The 13,947-nt window shown below is 63.4% G+C and carries 14 protein-coding genes; 4 read left to right on the top strand and 10 right to left on the bottom strand.

Features of this window, described 5'->3' with window-relative positions:
- Position 1: 1 nt before the first annotated feature.
- The 3 genes from NKI73_RS26285 to NKI73_RS26275 all read right to left on the bottom strand — a co-directional run bounded on the left by NKI73_RS26285 (position 2) and on the right by NKI73_RS26275 (position 3,843).
- The gene (locus NKI73_RS26285) at positions 2–1,084 is read right to left on the bottom strand and encodes an ABC transporter ATP-binding protein (RefSeq protein WP_352633934.1); all 1,083 of its coding nucleotides are present in this window, start codon (positions 1,082–1,084) and stop codon (positions 2–4) included.
- A complete protein-coding gene (locus tag NKI73_RS26280) occupies positions 1,081–2,661 on the bottom strand; it encodes an ABC transporter permease (protein ID WP_352634019.1) in 1,581 nt (526 codons plus the stop codon). The genes NKI73_RS26285 and NKI73_RS26280 overlap by 4 nt, the downstream gene beginning before the upstream one ends.
- Before the next feature lie 174 nt (positions 2,662–2,835).
- Positions 2,836–3,843, bottom strand: a complete 1,008-nt coding sequence (locus NKI73_RS26275; RefSeq protein WP_352633932.1) for an iron ABC transporter substrate-binding protein — start codon at positions 3,841–3,843, stop codon at positions 2,836–2,838.
- Positions 3,844–4,049: 206 nt separating this feature from the next.
- On the opposite strand from NKI73_RS26275, the gene NKI73_RS26270 reads away from it, so the two are divergent.
- From NKI73_RS26270 to NKI73_RS26260, 3 genes are all read left to right on the top strand, one after another.
- Entirely contained in the window at positions 4,050–4,601 is a 552-nt protein-coding gene (locus tag NKI73_RS26270) for a sigma-70 family RNA polymerase sigma factor (RefSeq protein ID WP_352633930.1), read from the top strand.
- A gap of 1 nt (position 4,602) precedes the next feature.
- Complete coding sequence (locus tag NKI73_RS26265) at positions 4,603–5,241, top strand: NrsF family protein (RefSeq protein ID WP_352633928.1); 639 nt, start codon at positions 4,603–4,605, stop codon at positions 5,239–5,241.
- Positions 5,242–5,452: 211 nt separating this feature from the next.
- Entirely contained in the window at positions 5,453–7,384 is a 1,932-nt protein-coding gene (locus tag NKI73_RS26260; RefSeq protein WP_352633926.1) for a PAS domain S-box protein, read from the top strand.
- A gap of 41 nt (positions 7,385–7,425) precedes the next feature.
- On the opposite strand, the gene NKI73_RS26255 is transcribed toward NKI73_RS26260, so the two are convergent.
- The 7 genes from NKI73_RS26255 to NKI73_RS26225 all read right to left on the bottom strand — a co-directional run bounded on the left by NKI73_RS26255 (position 7,426) and on the right by NKI73_RS26225 (position 12,855).
- On the bottom strand, positions 7,426–8,304 hold the full coding sequence (locus NKI73_RS26255) for a 3-hydroxybutyryl-CoA dehydrogenase (RefSeq protein WP_352633924.1): 879 nt from the start codon (positions 8,302–8,304) through the stop codon (positions 7,426–7,428).
- A gap of 118 nt (positions 8,305–8,422) precedes the next feature.
- Positions 8,423–9,352, bottom strand: a complete 930-nt coding sequence (locus NKI73_RS26250; protein ID WP_352633922.1) for an electron transfer flavoprotein subunit alpha/FixB family protein — start codon at positions 9,350–9,352, stop codon at positions 8,423–8,425.
- A 23-nt stretch (positions 9,353–9,375) separates the two neighbouring features.
- The gene (locus tag NKI73_RS26245) at positions 9,376–10,125 is read right to left on the bottom strand and encodes an electron transfer flavoprotein subunit beta/FixA family protein (RefSeq protein WP_352633920.1); all 750 of its coding nucleotides are present in this window, start codon (positions 10,123–10,125) and stop codon (positions 9,376–9,378) included.
- Between the two features lie 215 nt (positions 10,126–10,340).
- Positions 10,341–11,138 carry a rhomboid family intramembrane serine protease gene (locus NKI73_RS26240; protein WP_352633918.1) on the bottom strand — a complete coding sequence of 266 codons (798 nt, stop codon included), beginning with the start codon at positions 11,136–11,138 and terminating at the stop codon, positions 10,341–10,343.
- A 28-nt stretch (positions 11,139–11,166) separates the two neighbouring features.
- Positions 11,167–11,748: a cob(I)yrinic acid a,c-diamide adenosyltransferase gene (locus NKI73_RS26235; RefSeq protein WP_352633916.1), complete on the bottom strand. Its 582-nt coding sequence runs from the start codon at positions 11,746–11,748 to the stop codon at positions 11,167–11,169.
- Between the two features lie 24 nt (positions 11,749–11,772).
- Positions 11,773–11,964 carry a twin transmembrane helix small protein gene (locus NKI73_RS26230; RefSeq protein ID WP_352633914.1) on the bottom strand — a complete coding sequence of 64 codons (192 nt, stop codon included), beginning with the start codon at positions 11,962–11,964 and terminating at the stop codon, positions 11,773–11,775.
- Between the two features lie 24 nt (positions 11,965–11,988).
- A complete protein-coding gene (locus tag NKI73_RS26225; protein WP_352633912.1) occupies positions 11,989–12,855 on the bottom strand; it encodes an SDR family oxidoreductase in 867 nt (288 codons plus the stop codon).
- Between the two features lie 55 nt (positions 12,856–12,910).
- On the opposite strand from NKI73_RS26225, the gene NKI73_RS26220 reads away from it, so the two are divergent.
- Positions 12,911–13,762 (top strand): YihY/virulence factor BrkB family protein, encoded by an 852-nt coding sequence (locus NKI73_RS26220; protein WP_352633910.1) that lies wholly within the window; start codon positions 12,911–12,913, stop codon positions 13,760–13,762.
- Positions 13,763–13,947: the final 185 nt, after the last annotated feature.

Below are 13,947 nucleotides of genomic sequence, written 5' to 3'. Positions count from 1 at the left end.
TTCAGGCGAAGACATGTGCCTTTCCCGATACGGTCAGGCGGACGATCTCGCCGACCGCCGGCGCGTCCATGCCCGGTTTGCGCAGGACCAGCGGCGTGTTGCCGATCGCGGCGGCATCAGGCGGATCGGCACTGTTCAAAAGCCGCACCGCGATCGTGCACATCGAGCCGGCGAATTCCGATTCCGTCACTTCGCCGAACAGCATGTCCGAGGTGCCCGACATGCCCTCGCGCGACGTTCTTTTCAGCGCGATCTGCTCCGGCCGAAGCATGATGCGGGCAACGTCGCGGCTGTCATTGGTGTCGATGGCGATGCGGCCGAGCGGCGAGCTGGCGAAGCCGCCTGATATCTTTGCCGGCAGGATGATGGCGTCGCCGAGGAACTCGGCGATCATCCTGTCCTTCGGCTTGAAATAGAGGTCGCGCGGCGTACCGATCTGCGAGAACTTGCCGTCGCGCATCACCGCGACCTGACTGGCAAAGGACAGCGCTTCAGCCTGGTCGTGCGTCACCAGGATGGTGGTGATGCCGGCGGTTTCCAGAAGCTCGGCCACCGCCTTGCGCATCGAGGCGCGCAGGCCGGTATCGAGCGCCGAGAACGGCTCGTCGAGCAGCATCAGCCGGGGCTTCATCGCCATGGCGCGGGCAAGCGCCACGCGCTGCTGCTGGCCGCCGGAGAGTTCGTGCGGGCGGCGTTTGAGGACCGCCTTGTCGAGCCCGACGATATAGGCGAGTTCGACGATGCGCTCAGCGCGCTTGTCCTCGCCGCGGGCCATGCCGAAGCCGATATTGTCGGCAATGGTCAGATGCGGGAACAGGGCGCCGTCCTGCGCCACAACGCCGATGCCGCGGCGATGCGCTGGTACCGCCGCGCCGCCATTGGCCAGCACCTCGCCATCGAGCGTGATGCGGCCCTGGTCCGGGGCCTCGAAGCCGGCGATCAGCCGCAGCAAGGTCGTCTTGCCGCAGCCGGACGGACCGACAATCGCCGTGCGGCTACCGCTGGCGACGCTCAGGTCGACGCCGGCAAGAGCGGCCACCGGACCGTAATGCTTGTGCAGGCCGCTGATTTCGAGAAAGCTCATCGTCCGGCCATCCGTTTCGACTGGACATAGAGCAGCCAGGTCAAGGGAAGCGACATAGCCACCATGATGAAGGCGTAAGGTGCTGCCGAGGCATAATCAATCTCGCCACTGTAGGACCAGAACGCCATTGCCAGCGTGCGGGTGCCGTTCGGCGCCAGCATCTGGGTGGCGGTCAGTTCGTTCATGATGCCAAGCGCCACCAGCGCCATGCCGGCCGCGGCACCTGGTGCAGACAGGCGGATCGTCGTCGACCACAGCGCCTGCAGCGGCGGCCGGCCGAGGCTGGAAGCGGCGCGTTCGAGTTCGACCGGTGCCTGCGCAATCGACGCCCGCAGGCTGACCAGCGCGCGCGGCAGGAACATCAGCGCATAGGCCACCAGGATGGTGAACAGGGTCTGGTAGAGCGGAAGCGCGATGCGCACGGTGATGGTGACCAGCGCCAGCGCAATGACGACACCCGGCAACGAGCCGACAATGTAGTTGCAGCCCTCCAGCAGACGCTGCAATGGCCCCGGCGCGCGGATCGAGATCCAGGCCATCGGCATGGCGGCGACAGTGGCGAGCAAGGCGCCGGCCAGCGCCAGGAACAGCGTCTGGCCAAGCGCCAGGCCGATCTCGTTGAGGCGCCAGACAGAGGCGCCGCCGGCGACAAGCCAGCCGCCGATGGTGACGAAGGGCACGCCGAGCGCCAGCAGCGTAGTAACGACAAGCAAGGCGAGGCAAGGAATGGTGGCGCGTCCAAGGCTTGCGTGCTGCTGATAGCGCGCCGCACCTGAGCCGACACGGGCATAGCGTTCCTCGCCGCGTACCAGCACTTCGAGCCCGAGCAGCACGAAGCAGCAGCTCACCAGCACGCCAGCCAGCATGTTGGCGGCCGGTCCGTTGAAGGTCGACTGGAACTGGTCGACGATAGCCGTGGTGAAGGTGTCGAAGCGGATGAAGACATAGAGGCCGTATTCGGCCAGCAGGTGCAGGCCGACCAGCAGCGAGCCGCCGCAGATGGCAAGCCGCAATTGCGGCAGCACAACACGCCAGAACACGCGCCGGGGCCCAAGGCCGAGTGCGGCGGCGGCATCCTCAAGGGCGGGATCGAGACGGCGCAACGCCGCCGACACCGGCAGATACAGGAGCGGGAAATAGGCGATCACGGAAACCAGCACGCCGGCCCACAGGCCGTGCAGTCCGGGTACCATGGTGATCCAGGCATAGCTGTGCACGAAAGCCGGTATGGCGAGCGGCGCCACGCACAGCCAGGCCCAGAGCCGGGCGCCCGGCAGGTCGCTGCGCTCGGTCAGCCAGGCCAGCGCAACCGACAGTGCGATGGTGATCGGCACGGAGAGTGCGACCAGCAGGACAGTGTTGACCAGAAGCTCGCCGACACGCGGGCGGAAAACCAGCGCCGAGACGGTTTCCCAGCCGGTCTGCACCGCGATCCAGATGATGAAGGCAAGTGGCAGCAACGCCAGCAGCGCAACGAAGATGGCGGCGATGACCAGCCAAAGCGGTGCGCGTCGCCGAGCCCTTCGGCCTGTGCCCGAAGGCAGGCCCGAGCGCGCCAGATCGACCGCAGACTGCATCAGGTCAGACGCCGTGCCGTTGCCGTACAGCGGCAGCAATTGAAGGACCGCGATAGCGGTTGGGAACACAGCGTGTCGTCATCGACGAATGCCATCTCGAAAAACAAAATCACTCCCGCGGAAGGCGAATTCCCGCGGGAGCGTGGTCGGCTGTCCTTTTAGGAGGAATGACAACTAAAGCAAGCCGGCTGCCGTCATCAGGTCGGTGACCTTCTTGGAATTCAGCGTCGTAGCGTCGACCTTCGGCGCCTGCAGATCGGCGAGCGGCACCAGCTTCGGGTTGGACTCCGCACCCTTGCCGACCGCGTATTCGAAGGAATCGCCGGTCTTCAGCACGTCCTGGCCGCCCTTGCCGGTCACCCATTTCAGGAAGGCCTGGGCTTCCTTCGGATGCTTGCTCGAAGCCAGCACACCGCCACCGGAGATCGAAACGAACGCGCCCGGATCCTGGTTCTTGAAATAGTGCAGCTCGATATTTGCGCTGTTTTCACCGGTCTTGGCCTGATCGCCGAAGTAGTAATAGTGGTAGATCACGCCGCCTTCGATTTCGCCGGCATTGACCGCCTTCATCACCGTGCTGTTGCCCTTGTAGGCGGTGAAATTGGTTTTCATCGCCTTCAGCCAGTCCGCCGTGGCGGCCTCGCCCTTGAGCTGCAGCAGCGCGCTGACGATGGCCTGGAAATCGGCGCCCGATGGGGAAGCGGCCCAACGGCCCTTCCAGCTTGGATCGGCGAGGTCAAGCATCGACTTGGGCAACTGGTCGGCGGTGAGCTTGGTCTTGTTATAGGCAAAGACCGTGCTGCGCGCCGCGACGCCGACCCATTTGCCGCTGGCCGGCTGATAGTCCTGGGGAACTTGGGCCAGTGTGTCGGCTTCGACCGGCGCGAACAGGCCGGCCGTCTCGACCAGCACCATGGCAGGTGAGTTTTCCGTCAGGAACACGTCGGCCGGCGAAGCAGCACCCTCGGCGACGATCTGGTTGGAGAAATCGCTGTCGCCACCGTTGCGGACGGTGACCTTGATGCCGGTTTCCTTGGTGAAGCCTTCGGCCCACGCCTTGGTAAGATTCTCGTGCTGGGCATTGTAGACAATGATGCCATCATCTTCCGCCATCGCCGGGCCGCCGATCAGGCTGATTGCCAGCGCGGTAGCGCCGACGAGGGTGGAAAGAGCGTATTTCATGGCATTGTCCTCGATCTCTGGGGTCTTCGGTCTGTCAGGGCTGCACCTATCGATACCTGACCAGGATAGTCAACATTGCTTTGCCGATTTTAATCAGGCGCCGGGGCGCAAACTTTCGTGATTTGCAGCTAGTTTGGCTTGGACATTATTTCGCCGGCCACGTAACAAATCAGCGCCGAGACGCGAAAATCGGGGGAGTAACTCTTGTGAGCGGCAAGGATGAGGCCGAGCTTTCCCGGCTGATGCGGGCCGCGATCGCGGGAGACGAAAAGGCCTATGCCGACTTTCTGCATCGGATTGCCGCGCTGGTGCGCGGTTTTGTCCGGCGCAAGATCGTGCAGGGCGGGGTCGATCCCGAGGATGTCGTGCAGGAAACCTTGTTGGCCATTCATGTGAAACGGCATACCTGGCGACAGGATGCGCCGGTGTTGCCATGGATCTATGCAATTGCCCGCTTCAAGCTGATCGACGCGTTCCGGCGGCGCGGACGGCGCATCGAAATCGACGTCGACGATATCGCCGAGACCTTCGCCGAGCCGGAAACGGAAACCGTCAGCGAGCGCGACATCAACCGGGCATTGGACGGCCTGTCGCCGGCACAGCGCTCGGTGGTCTCGGCCGTGTCGGTGGAAGGCCGCACCATCGGCGAGACGGCGGCAAAGTTCGGCATCAGCGAGACGGCGGTACGTGTGTCGCTGCATCGGGGACTTGCGGCGATAGCCAAGCGGTTCGGGCAGGGGCGGTTTGGGCGGGAATGATATGAGGACGGACGATCTCATCAAGGCGCTGGACGCCGATGCAAGCAGCAAGGCGATGCCATTACACTCGGCCTGGTGGATGGCCGCCGCTGCGGCAGCGGTGATCGCGGCTGTCGTCTTCCTGCTGACCATCGGCCCGCGCCCGGACTTCATGGCGGCCGCGCATACGATGCGCTTTCTCTCCAAATTTGTTTTCACCATCGTGCTTGCCAGCAGCGCCTTTGCCCTGATCCGTGCCTTGTCGGCGCCGGGTGCCTCGATGGGCCGGGCAATGGCCTGGATGGCTGCGGCGCCGGTGCTGGTAGCCGTGGCGGTGGTTCTGGAGCTTTTCATGGTGCCGGAGGCGCTGTGGGGCACAAGGATGATCGGCTCCAACATGATGGTCTGCATGACATTCATCCCTTTGATCGGGATCGGTCCGCTTGCCATCTTCCTGTGGATGCTGCGCTACGGCGCGCCGACACGGCCGGTACTTGCCGGCGCGGTGGCGGGCCTGCTCGCCGGCGGGCTGGCGGCGACGTTCTATGCCGCGCACTGCTTCGACGACTCGCCGCTTTTCGTCGCGACCTGGTACTCGCTGGCGATCACGGTGCTCGCGCTGCTTGGCGCACTTGGCGGGCGGTTTTTCGTGCGCTGGTAGCGTTCCGCCACGACCGCTACCCCTGCACACCGATCCTTAATCATGCCGGCAATTGTTTGTCGGTTCGCAATAGTGCCGGTATGCCGGACGCAACCTTTCCTTAAAATCGATCCGTCAAGGTTGATGCGACAACATGCGTTTGCGCACGGGGGTGGCACGTATCGTGATGTGGCAAGGTTTGACCGGCCGAAAATCTTTTAGACACACAGGGTTGGCGTTGCTCCTAGCCGGCCTGAGCGTCGTGGCGGCCTCGATCCTGCTGTCGCGCCTTGACGTCGACATCGAGGCGCTGAAATTCTGCCTGCAGATCTCGGTGGGGGTAGCGGTGGGCGCCCTTGTCCTTGCCGCCCTGTTCATCCGCCGGATCAGCGAGGATCGCCGGCAGATCTCGGAGAGCGAACAGCGCTTTCGACGCGCCATGGAGGATTCGGCAATCGGCATCGTCGTTGTCGGTCTCGACGGGCGTATTCTTCAGACCAATCCGGCCTTCGCCGCCATGCTTGGCTACACAAACGAGGAGATCGAGGCGCTCACCTTCTTCCAGATCACGCATCCCGAAGATCTGCATATCGGGCGCGAAACGATGGACGGCATGAGAGCCGGCACGGTCAACTCCTTCCACTTCGAGAAGCGGTATCTCCGCAAGGACGGCACACCCGTCTGGGCGCATCTTGCCGGTTCGGTCATTCGCGACGAGAGCAGCGCCCGCCCGCTCTATCTCGTCTCGCAGATCGAGAACATCGACGCGCGCAAGCAGGCCGAGGTGCGCATTGCCGAAGCGGAAACCCGTTGGAATTTCGCCCTGGCCGGCGCCGGCCAAGGTGTCTGGGACCTCGACATGCGCAAGGGCGGCACGACCTATTCCTCGACCTGGGTCAAGATGCTGGGCTATGCGGATGGCGAGCTCGACGGCGACACCGACCGCTGGCTGACGATGATCCATCCCGATGATCGCGAGACTGTCGCCGAAGCGGATCGCGCCCATCTCGAGGGCAAGACGCCGTTCTTCGAAGCCGAGTTCAGGATGCGCCACAAGGATGGCCACTGGATGTGGTTCCTCGACCGCGGCAAGGCCATCGAGCGTGACAAGGACGGGCGGCTGGTCAGGGCCATCGGCAGCCTGATCGATATCACCCGGCGCAAGGAGGCCGAAGCACGCCTCATCGTATCGGCGGCAATGCTGGCCGATGAAAAGGAGCGGCTCAGGGTGACGCTGCAGTCGATCGGCGATGCCGTCATCTGCACCGATGCCGCAAACCGCGTCACCTTCATGAATCCGGTCGCCGAAAAGCTGACCGGTGTTGCCGGTGACGAAGCTCTCGGCAAGATGCTGGGCCATGTCTACTGGGCGGTCGACGAAGAGACGGGACACAGGATAGGCATGACCCGACCGGCGATCGGCCAGGCGCCTGCAGACCAGAACAGCCGCGCCGTTCTCATCCGGCGCGACGACACCCGCTGCAGCATCCGTCAGGTCGTGTCGCCGATCATCAACGAGCGCAACGAATTTTGCGGACTGGTCATCGTCTTCCAGGACTTCACCGATGCGCGCGCGCTGCAGCGCCAGCTCGCCCACGCCGCCGCGCATGACGCGCTGACCGGCCTTGCCAACCGCTCGAGCTTCATCCGCGCCATGGAGGACCTCGTCGGTCAGGCGCGCAAGGACGGCACTTCGGGCAAAGGTAGCGGACATCAGTTCATGTTCATCGATCTCGACCACTTCAAACTGGTCAACGATACGGGCGGCCACGCCGCGGGAGACGCGCTGCTGAAGCGGGTTGCCGGGGCGGTTCGCGGCGTGCTTGGTCCAGATGACATCGTCGCTCGTCTGGGCGGCGACGAATTCGCGGTCATTCTGAAATCGGGTTCGGCGGCCGGCGCCAAGATCGCGGCGCGCTCCATCATCGATGCGATCGGCGGCCTGGACTTCACCTGGGACGACCGTCCTCACGTGATCGGCGCCAGCATCGGGCTGGCTGCGATCGGCGCCAATTGCGGCGAAGTCGACGAGATCATCGCCAGGGCCGATGCCGCTTGCTACGCGGCCAAGGCGGCAGGCCGTGGCTGCGTTTGCGTGGCGCCGGACAGCGAGAGCATGGCCGACAGGACACAGCGGCCCGAGCCGCTGGCCGCGGCGTCCTGATCAGAGCCGGTCCCGAAAGCCTGCTGCTGACGCGGATCCGATCAGCGCGTAGGGACGGGATGCTCGCCGCGATAGTCGTAGAAGCCGCGCCCGGTCTTGCGGCCGAGCCAGCCGGCCTCGACATATTTCACCAGCAGCGGGCAAGGGCGGTATTTCGAGTCCGACAGGCCGTCATGCAGCACCTGCATGATCGACAGGCAGGTATCGAGCCCGATGAAATCGGCAAGCTGCAGCGGCCCCATCGGATGGTTGGCGCCGAGCCGCATGGCGGTGTCGATGGCATCGACCGAACCGACACCCTCATAGAGCGTGTAGATCGCCTCGTTGATCATCGGCAGCAGGATGCGGTTGACGATGAAGGCCGGAAAATCCTCCGAAACCGTGATCGTCTTGTCGAGCTGCTTCACATAGGTCTTTGCCGCCTCGAAGGTCTGGTCCTCGGTGGCAATGCCGCGCACCAATTCGACCAGCTTCATCAGCGGCACCGGGTTCATGAAATGTATACCGATGAACCGCTCCGGCCGGTCGGTCTGCGCGGCAAGCCGCGTGATCGAGATCGACGAGGTGTTGGTCGCCAGGATGGCTTCGGGATTGAGCTGCGGACAGAGCTGGGCGTAGATCTTGCGCTTGACCGTCTCGTCCTCGGTCGCGGCTTCGATCACCAGATCGGCACCGGCAAGATCGGCCATCGCCGGGGCGGAAGCGATGCGCGCCATCGCCTCGTTGCGCACGTTCTCGTCGAGCTTTCCGGACCCCACCTGGCGGGCCATGTTGCCGCTGATGGTGGCGATGCCCTTCTCGATGCGGTCGGGCGAAATATCATAGATCAGCACCTTGTAGCCCGAAAGCGCGGAGACATGGGCGATGCCGCCGCCCATCTGGCCCGCGCCGATGATGCCGATCGTTTCGATCTTGCTCATTACACCGATCCCGTCAAAAGGCCTTTTGCGGCCTGCTTTTTGTGCGGTGCAAACTAAAAGGGCGGGGCGACTTCGTCTACCCCACCCCTCACCATTTAATACGCTTTGGCAGAAAGCGTCAAAGCACCTTTTGCAGCTCCGGCAGGATGACGAAGAGATCGCCCACGAGGCCGTAGTCGGCAACCTGGAAGATCGGCGCCTCCTCGTCCTTGTTGATGGCGACGATGACCTTCGAATCCTTCATGCCGGCGAGGTGCTGGATGGCGCCGGAGATGCCCACCGCGATGTAGAGATCAGGGGCGACGACCTTGCCGGTCTGGCCGACTTGCCAGTCGTTCGGCGCATAGCCGGCATCGACGGCGGCGCGCGAGGCGCCGACAGCTGCACCGAGCTTGTCGGCGACCGGCAGGATGACCTCCTGGAATTTTTCCGAGGAGCCCAGCGCGCGACCACCAGAGATGATGATCTTGGCCGAGGTCAGTTCCGGACGGTCGGTCTCCGAGAGCTTGTTCTCGACGAAGGAGGACAGGCCGGGGTTGGCTGCCGCCTTGACGGTCTCGACGGAGGCCGAGCCGCCTTCGGGGGCAGCCTGGAAGGAGGCGGTGCGGACCGTGATCACCTTCTTGGCGTCGGTCGACTGCACCGTCTGGATGGCGTTGCCGGCATAGATCGGCCGCTTGAAGGTGTCGGGCGATACGACTTCGATGATCTCGGATACCTGCGCGACGTCGAGCAGGGCAGCCACGCGCGGCGCGACATTCTTGCCCGACGAGGTCGCCGGGGCGATGATGGTGTCGTAGGCGCCTGCCAGCGACACAACCAGTGCCGCCGTCGGTTCGGCGAGACGCTCGGCAAGCTCGTCGGCTTCGGCGAGCAGCACCTTGCTCACGCCCTTGAGCTTGGCGGCGGCGTCCGCTGCCGGCTTGGCGCCCTTGCCGGCAACCAGCACGTGCACGTCCGAGCCGATCTGCAGCGCCGCCGAAAGCGCCTTGGCGGTCTGGTCGGAAAGAGTGGCGTTGTCGTGTTCTGCGATGAGGAGAATTGCCATTTGTCTGTTCCTTTCCCGATCGCTCACAAAACGCCTGCTTCGTTCTTCAGCTTGTCGACCAGTTCGGCGACGCTCTTGACCTTGACGCCTGCCTTGCGGCCGCTCGGCTCCTCGGTCTTGATGACCTTCAGCCGCGGTTTGACGTCGGCGCCGTAGTCGGCCGGGCTCTTTTCGTCCAACTGCTTCTTCTTGGCCTTCATGATGTTGGGCAGCGAGGCATAGCGCGGCTGGTTGAGGCGAAGGTCGGCGGTGACGATCGCCGGCATCTTCAGCTCCACCGTCTGCAGGCCGCCGTCGACCTCGCGCGTCACCTTGGCCTTGTCGCCCTCGATCACGACCTTGGAGGCGAAGGTGCCCTGCGCCCAGCCCAGCAGCGCCGCCAGCATCTGGCCGGTCTGGTTCGAGTCGTCGTCGATTGCTTGCTTGCCGAGGATGACGAGGCCGGGCTGTTCGGCGTCGACGACGCCCTTCAGCACCTTGGCGACGCCGAGCGGCTCGGTCTGTTCGTCGGTCTTGACCAGGATAGCGCGGTCGGCGCCCATGGCGAGCGCGGTGCGCAGGGTTTCCTGCGCCTGCTGCGGGCCGATCGAGACGACGATGATCTCTTCCGCCTTGCCGGCTTCCTTCAGCCGGATTGCTTCTTCCACTGCGATCTCGTCGAATGGGTTCATCGCCATCTTGACGTTGGCGAGTTCCACCGCCGAACCATCAGCCTTCACGCGAACCTTGACGTTCGCATCCACAACCCGCTTCACGGGCACAAGGATCTTCATTTGCCTGTCACCTCTTCACGCTAGTTGGGCGCGCTATAGCAGCCTGCGCCCGTTCTGAGTTGTCGAAAGCCGACATTCCGGGTGGAAATTCTGGCCGGATGGAAATTCTGGCCGGATGGAAATTCTGGTCTTTGACCGCCTTTGGCTGCGGCGGAGACGTTTCCGTAATTGTGGCAACCCTGCACGTCAATACGCCGCGAGCGGCTCAAATCGGTTCAGTCCGAACTGGAAGCGTTTCCTCGCCCCCATTGCGTCGCGGCAGGTTGCTCAGGCGCCAATGGTTCAGCGGTGGCCTGCGGCTGGTTGGGAGCGGCGATCGCTGCATCGTCGTCAGCGCCGGCAAACAGCGGCACGCCGGGGCTGCGCAGAACCAGCACCAGCACAGCGCCGGCGATTATGCCGCCGATATGGCAGGCCCATGATATCTGATCCTCGCCGCCGGCGGCAAACATCACCACCTGGAACAGCACCCACAGGATGAGCGGAATGAAGGCGGGGATGCGCAGCGGGATGCGGGCAAAGGCCAGCACCCAGACCTTCACCCTGGGATAAAGGATCAGATAGGCGACGACCACGCCGGCAATGGCGCCGGACGCGCCGATCAGCGGCACCTGGGAATCCCAGGCGATCAAACCCTGGAACGCGGCTCCCGCAATGGCGCACAACAGGTAGAAAATGAGGTAGCGGATGTGGCCGAGCGCGTCCTCGACATTGTCACCGAACACCCACAGGAACAGCATGTTGCCGCCGAGGTGGAAGATGTCTGCGTGCAGGAAGGAATAGGTGAGGTAGCTCAGGCTTTCGGGGATGACGATGAAACGAGGGTCAAGCTCGGCAGTGTCATGGACGACCGACGGGATGAAGCCGAGACCAAGCACTGCGGCATTGGTGAAACTCTCGCCGCCTAGCGCGGTGGCGAAATAGACCAGCGCGTTGGCCACGATCAGCCCGATCGTCACATATTGCAGGCGGATGTGCCGCAGCCTGTTGGTGTCGTAAAGCGGGATGAACATTTCCCAGATCCTCTTCCGCTTTCGACGATCAGCGGTTCTTGCCGGGAACCCATAGCACGTCGGCGTTTCCGTTGTCATTGACCGCCCGGGCGGCGACAAACAGGAAATCCGAGACGCGATTGATGTATTTCAGCCCGTCGCGGTTGACGTGTTCGTCCGGGTCCTGGGCCAGGGCCACCATCAGCCGTTCGGCCCGCCGCGCCACGGTGCGGGCAAGGTGAAGTGCCGCCGCTGCCGGTGTGCCGCCATTGAGCACGAAGGATTTGAGCGGCTGAAGCTCCTTGTTGAGCAGGTCGATGTCCTTCTCGACCCGGTCGGTCTGCACGGCGATGATGCGAAGCGGTTCATAGCCGAGCGGCTTGCCATCGTCTGGCACGGCGAGATCGGCGCCGAGGTCGAATAGATCGTTCTGGATGCGGGAAAGCATGGCGTCGAGCTCGGGGTGGGCCGATGCCGTGTGGACCCGGGCGATGCCAATGCAGGCATTGGCCTCGTCGACCGTGCCGTAGGCGTCCACCCGCAGATCGGATTTCAGCCGCCGTTCGCCGGTGCCGAGACCCGTGGTGCCATCATCGCCGGTGCGGGTGTAGATCTTGTTGAGCTTGACCACGTCGCCTCCCGGCTACCGATATCCTCACTTGCGGGTGAAATACACCGCAAGCAGGATCAGCGCCAGCGCCACGGCCTGCAACAGAACGCGCGTCTGCATCAGCTTGTTCGAGGTGACGCCCGAACCACCTCGCATCATGTTGATGAGACCGCGAACGAGAACGATCACCACGGCGACCATGACCAGAATGGCGAGGATGTTGAAGACGGATGCCATTATTGCGTTTCCAGTTGTTTGGCTTCAGGCTCGCTTGGCGAGCAGGCGATAGAGCATCGAAGCGGGCAGGATGCGTTTGAGCGCCGCACCGATTCTGGCCGGCACTGTTACCACATAGTGCGGGCGCGGGCGCCGCGACAGAAGTGCATGGCGTAGCGCCGCGTGAACCACTTCCGGCCCAGGCTTCAAGGCCGATTGGCTGCCGCCGGCCCGCAGCCGCTCCAGCTGCGCCGCATAGTCGAGGCGGTGGACGGACGTCTCGTGGTCGATATTCCTGAGAAACCAGGGAAGCGCATTGCTGGCGATCTTTGACTTCACCGGCCCCGGCTCGATCAGCGAAACATGGACGCCGCTCCCGGCCAGTTCCTGGCGCTGGCAGAGCATCAGGGCCTCCAAGGCGTGTTTCGACGCCGAATAGGCGCCGCGGAAACGCACTGGCATCAAGCCGAGGATCGACGAGCAGTGGACGATGCGGCCGCGCCCCTGGCGGCGCATCACCGGCACCAGCCGGCGGGTCAGGTCATGCCAGCCGAAGAAATTCACCTCGAACTGCTCCTTGAGCGCTGCGACGGGCAGATCCTCGACGGCACCGGGCTGCGCATAGGCGCCATTGTTGAACAGGGCGTCGAGCCTGCCGCCCGTGCGATCGAGCACAGCCGTCACCAGCGCGGCGATGGAATCCGGTTCGCAATAATCGAGATAGAAGGCCTCGATACCGTCGGCTTCGAGTGCGGCGATGTCCTGCGGCTTGCGCGCTGTCGCGAACACCCGCCAGCCTTCCGCCTTCAACGCGCGGGCGCAGTACGCGCCTATCCCCGAAGATGCTCCGGTGACGATGATCGAGCGCAATTCTTGCGCCGGACTGCTCGTGGTTTCGCCAAGGGTTGCCATTTGCCGCAATCCCTTCCCATATTCCCGGCGTGGAGACAATTGGAGGGCGCTGTTCTTGTTGCGGAAGATCGTAGCCCTCAAGCGAGTTCTCTACGACGCGCTTGGCCATTTCAACACCGATGATGGCTGGGCGATGGCCAGCCATCTGGCGATAACATCGCTGATGGCGCTGTTCCCGTTCCTGATCTTCGCCACGACGCTGGCGAGCTTTCTCGGCGCGCAGGCGTTCTCCGATACGGCCGTGCATCTGGTGTTCGACACCTGGCCCGAACAGATCGCCAAGCCGATCGCGCGCGAAGTGCTCAATGTGCTGACCGTCAGGCGCACCGACCTCTTGACCTACGGCGTGCTGCTTGCCGCCTACTTTGCCTCGAACGGCATCGAGGCGCTACGCACGTCGCTCAACCGCGCCTATCGCGTGTCGGAAACGCGCGGCATCATCTACCGCCGGGTGCAAAGCATTATCTTCGTTCTCATCGCGACGGCCGGTTTCCTGGCGATCAGCGTGCTTTTGGTGTTCGCGCCATTGCTGGCGCGGCTCGCCGAAGCCCATATCGACTGGATCAAGCCTTATATGGGCACGATCACGCTGTGGCGTTATGTCATCGCCTCGGTGGTCATCGTCGGCGGCTTGTTTGCCGTGCATTTCTGGCTGCCGGCGGGCAAGCGCCGCTTCGTCTCGCTGGTGCCGGGCATCATCTTCACGCTGGCGGCATGGCTAGTCGGATCGACCATCTTCGCCACCTATCTCGACCACTTCTCGTCCTATGTGACGACCTATGCCGGCCTTGCCTCGATCATGATCGCTGTGGTTTTCCTCTACATGGTCTCGGCGATCTTCATCCTCGGCGGCGAACTCAACGCCGCGATCAGCCGCTATCTGGAGGCACGCGCGCGGGTTGGATGATGGCCGAATGGGGGAACGGGAGAATTGAGGAATTGTAGAATTGAAGAATTGAAGAATTAAAGAAGTAGCACCCAGCGCCAGATGGGGCCATTTTCCTCAATTCCTCAATTCCTCAATTCCTCAATTCCTCAATTCCTCAATTCCTCAATTCCTCAATTCCTCAATTCCTCAATTCCTCAATTCCT

This window comes from Mesorhizobium sp. M0496 (assembly GCF_040321205.1).
Taxonomy (GTDB): domain Bacteria; phylum Pseudomonadota; class Alphaproteobacteria; order Rhizobiales; family Rhizobiaceae; genus Mesorhizobium.
The sequence above is the reverse complement of the archived record's forward strand: the minus strand, read 5'-3'. Positions and strand labels throughout refer to the sequence as shown.

Excerpts from the sequence above, each read along its gene's own strand:
- NKI73_RS26285 (WP_352633934.1), bottom strand. The coding sequence starts at position 1,084 with ATGAGCTTTCTCGAAATCAGCGGCCTGCACAAGCATTACGGTCCGGTG.
- NKI73_RS26280 (WP_352634019.1), bottom strand. The coding sequence starts at position 2,661 with ATGCAGTCTGCGGTCGATCTGGCGCGCTCGGGCCTGCCTTCGGGCACA.
- NKI73_RS26275 (WP_352633932.1), bottom strand. The coding sequence starts at position 3,843 with ATGAAATACGCTCTTTCCACCCTCGTCGGCGCTACCGCGCTGGCAATC.
- NKI73_RS26265 (WP_352633928.1), top strand. The coding sequence starts at position 4,603 with ATGAGGACGGACGATCTCATCAAGGCGCTGGACGCCGATGCAAGCAGC.
- NKI73_RS26255 (WP_352633924.1), bottom strand. The coding sequence starts at position 8,304 with ATGAGCAAGATCGAAACGATCGGCATCATCGGCGCGGGCCAGATGGGC.
- NKI73_RS26250 (WP_352633922.1), bottom strand. The coding sequence starts at position 9,352 with ATGGCAATTCTCCTCATCGCAGAACACGACAACGCCACTCTTTCCGAC.
- NKI73_RS26245 (WP_352633920.1), bottom strand. The coding sequence starts at position 10,125 with ATGAAGATCCTTGTGCCCGTGAAGCGGGTTGTGGATGCGAACGTCAAG.
- NKI73_RS26240 (WP_352633918.1), bottom strand. The coding sequence starts at position 11,138 with ATGTTCATCCCGCTTTACGACACCAACAGGCTGCGGCACATCCGCCTG.
- NKI73_RS26230 (WP_352633914.1), bottom strand. The coding sequence starts at position 11,964 with ATGGCATCCGTCTTCAACATCCTCGCCATTCTGGTCATGGTCGCCGTG.
- NKI73_RS26225 (WP_352633912.1), bottom strand. The coding sequence starts at position 12,855 with ATGGCAACCCTTGGCGAAACCACGAGCAGTCCGGCGCAAGAATTGCGC.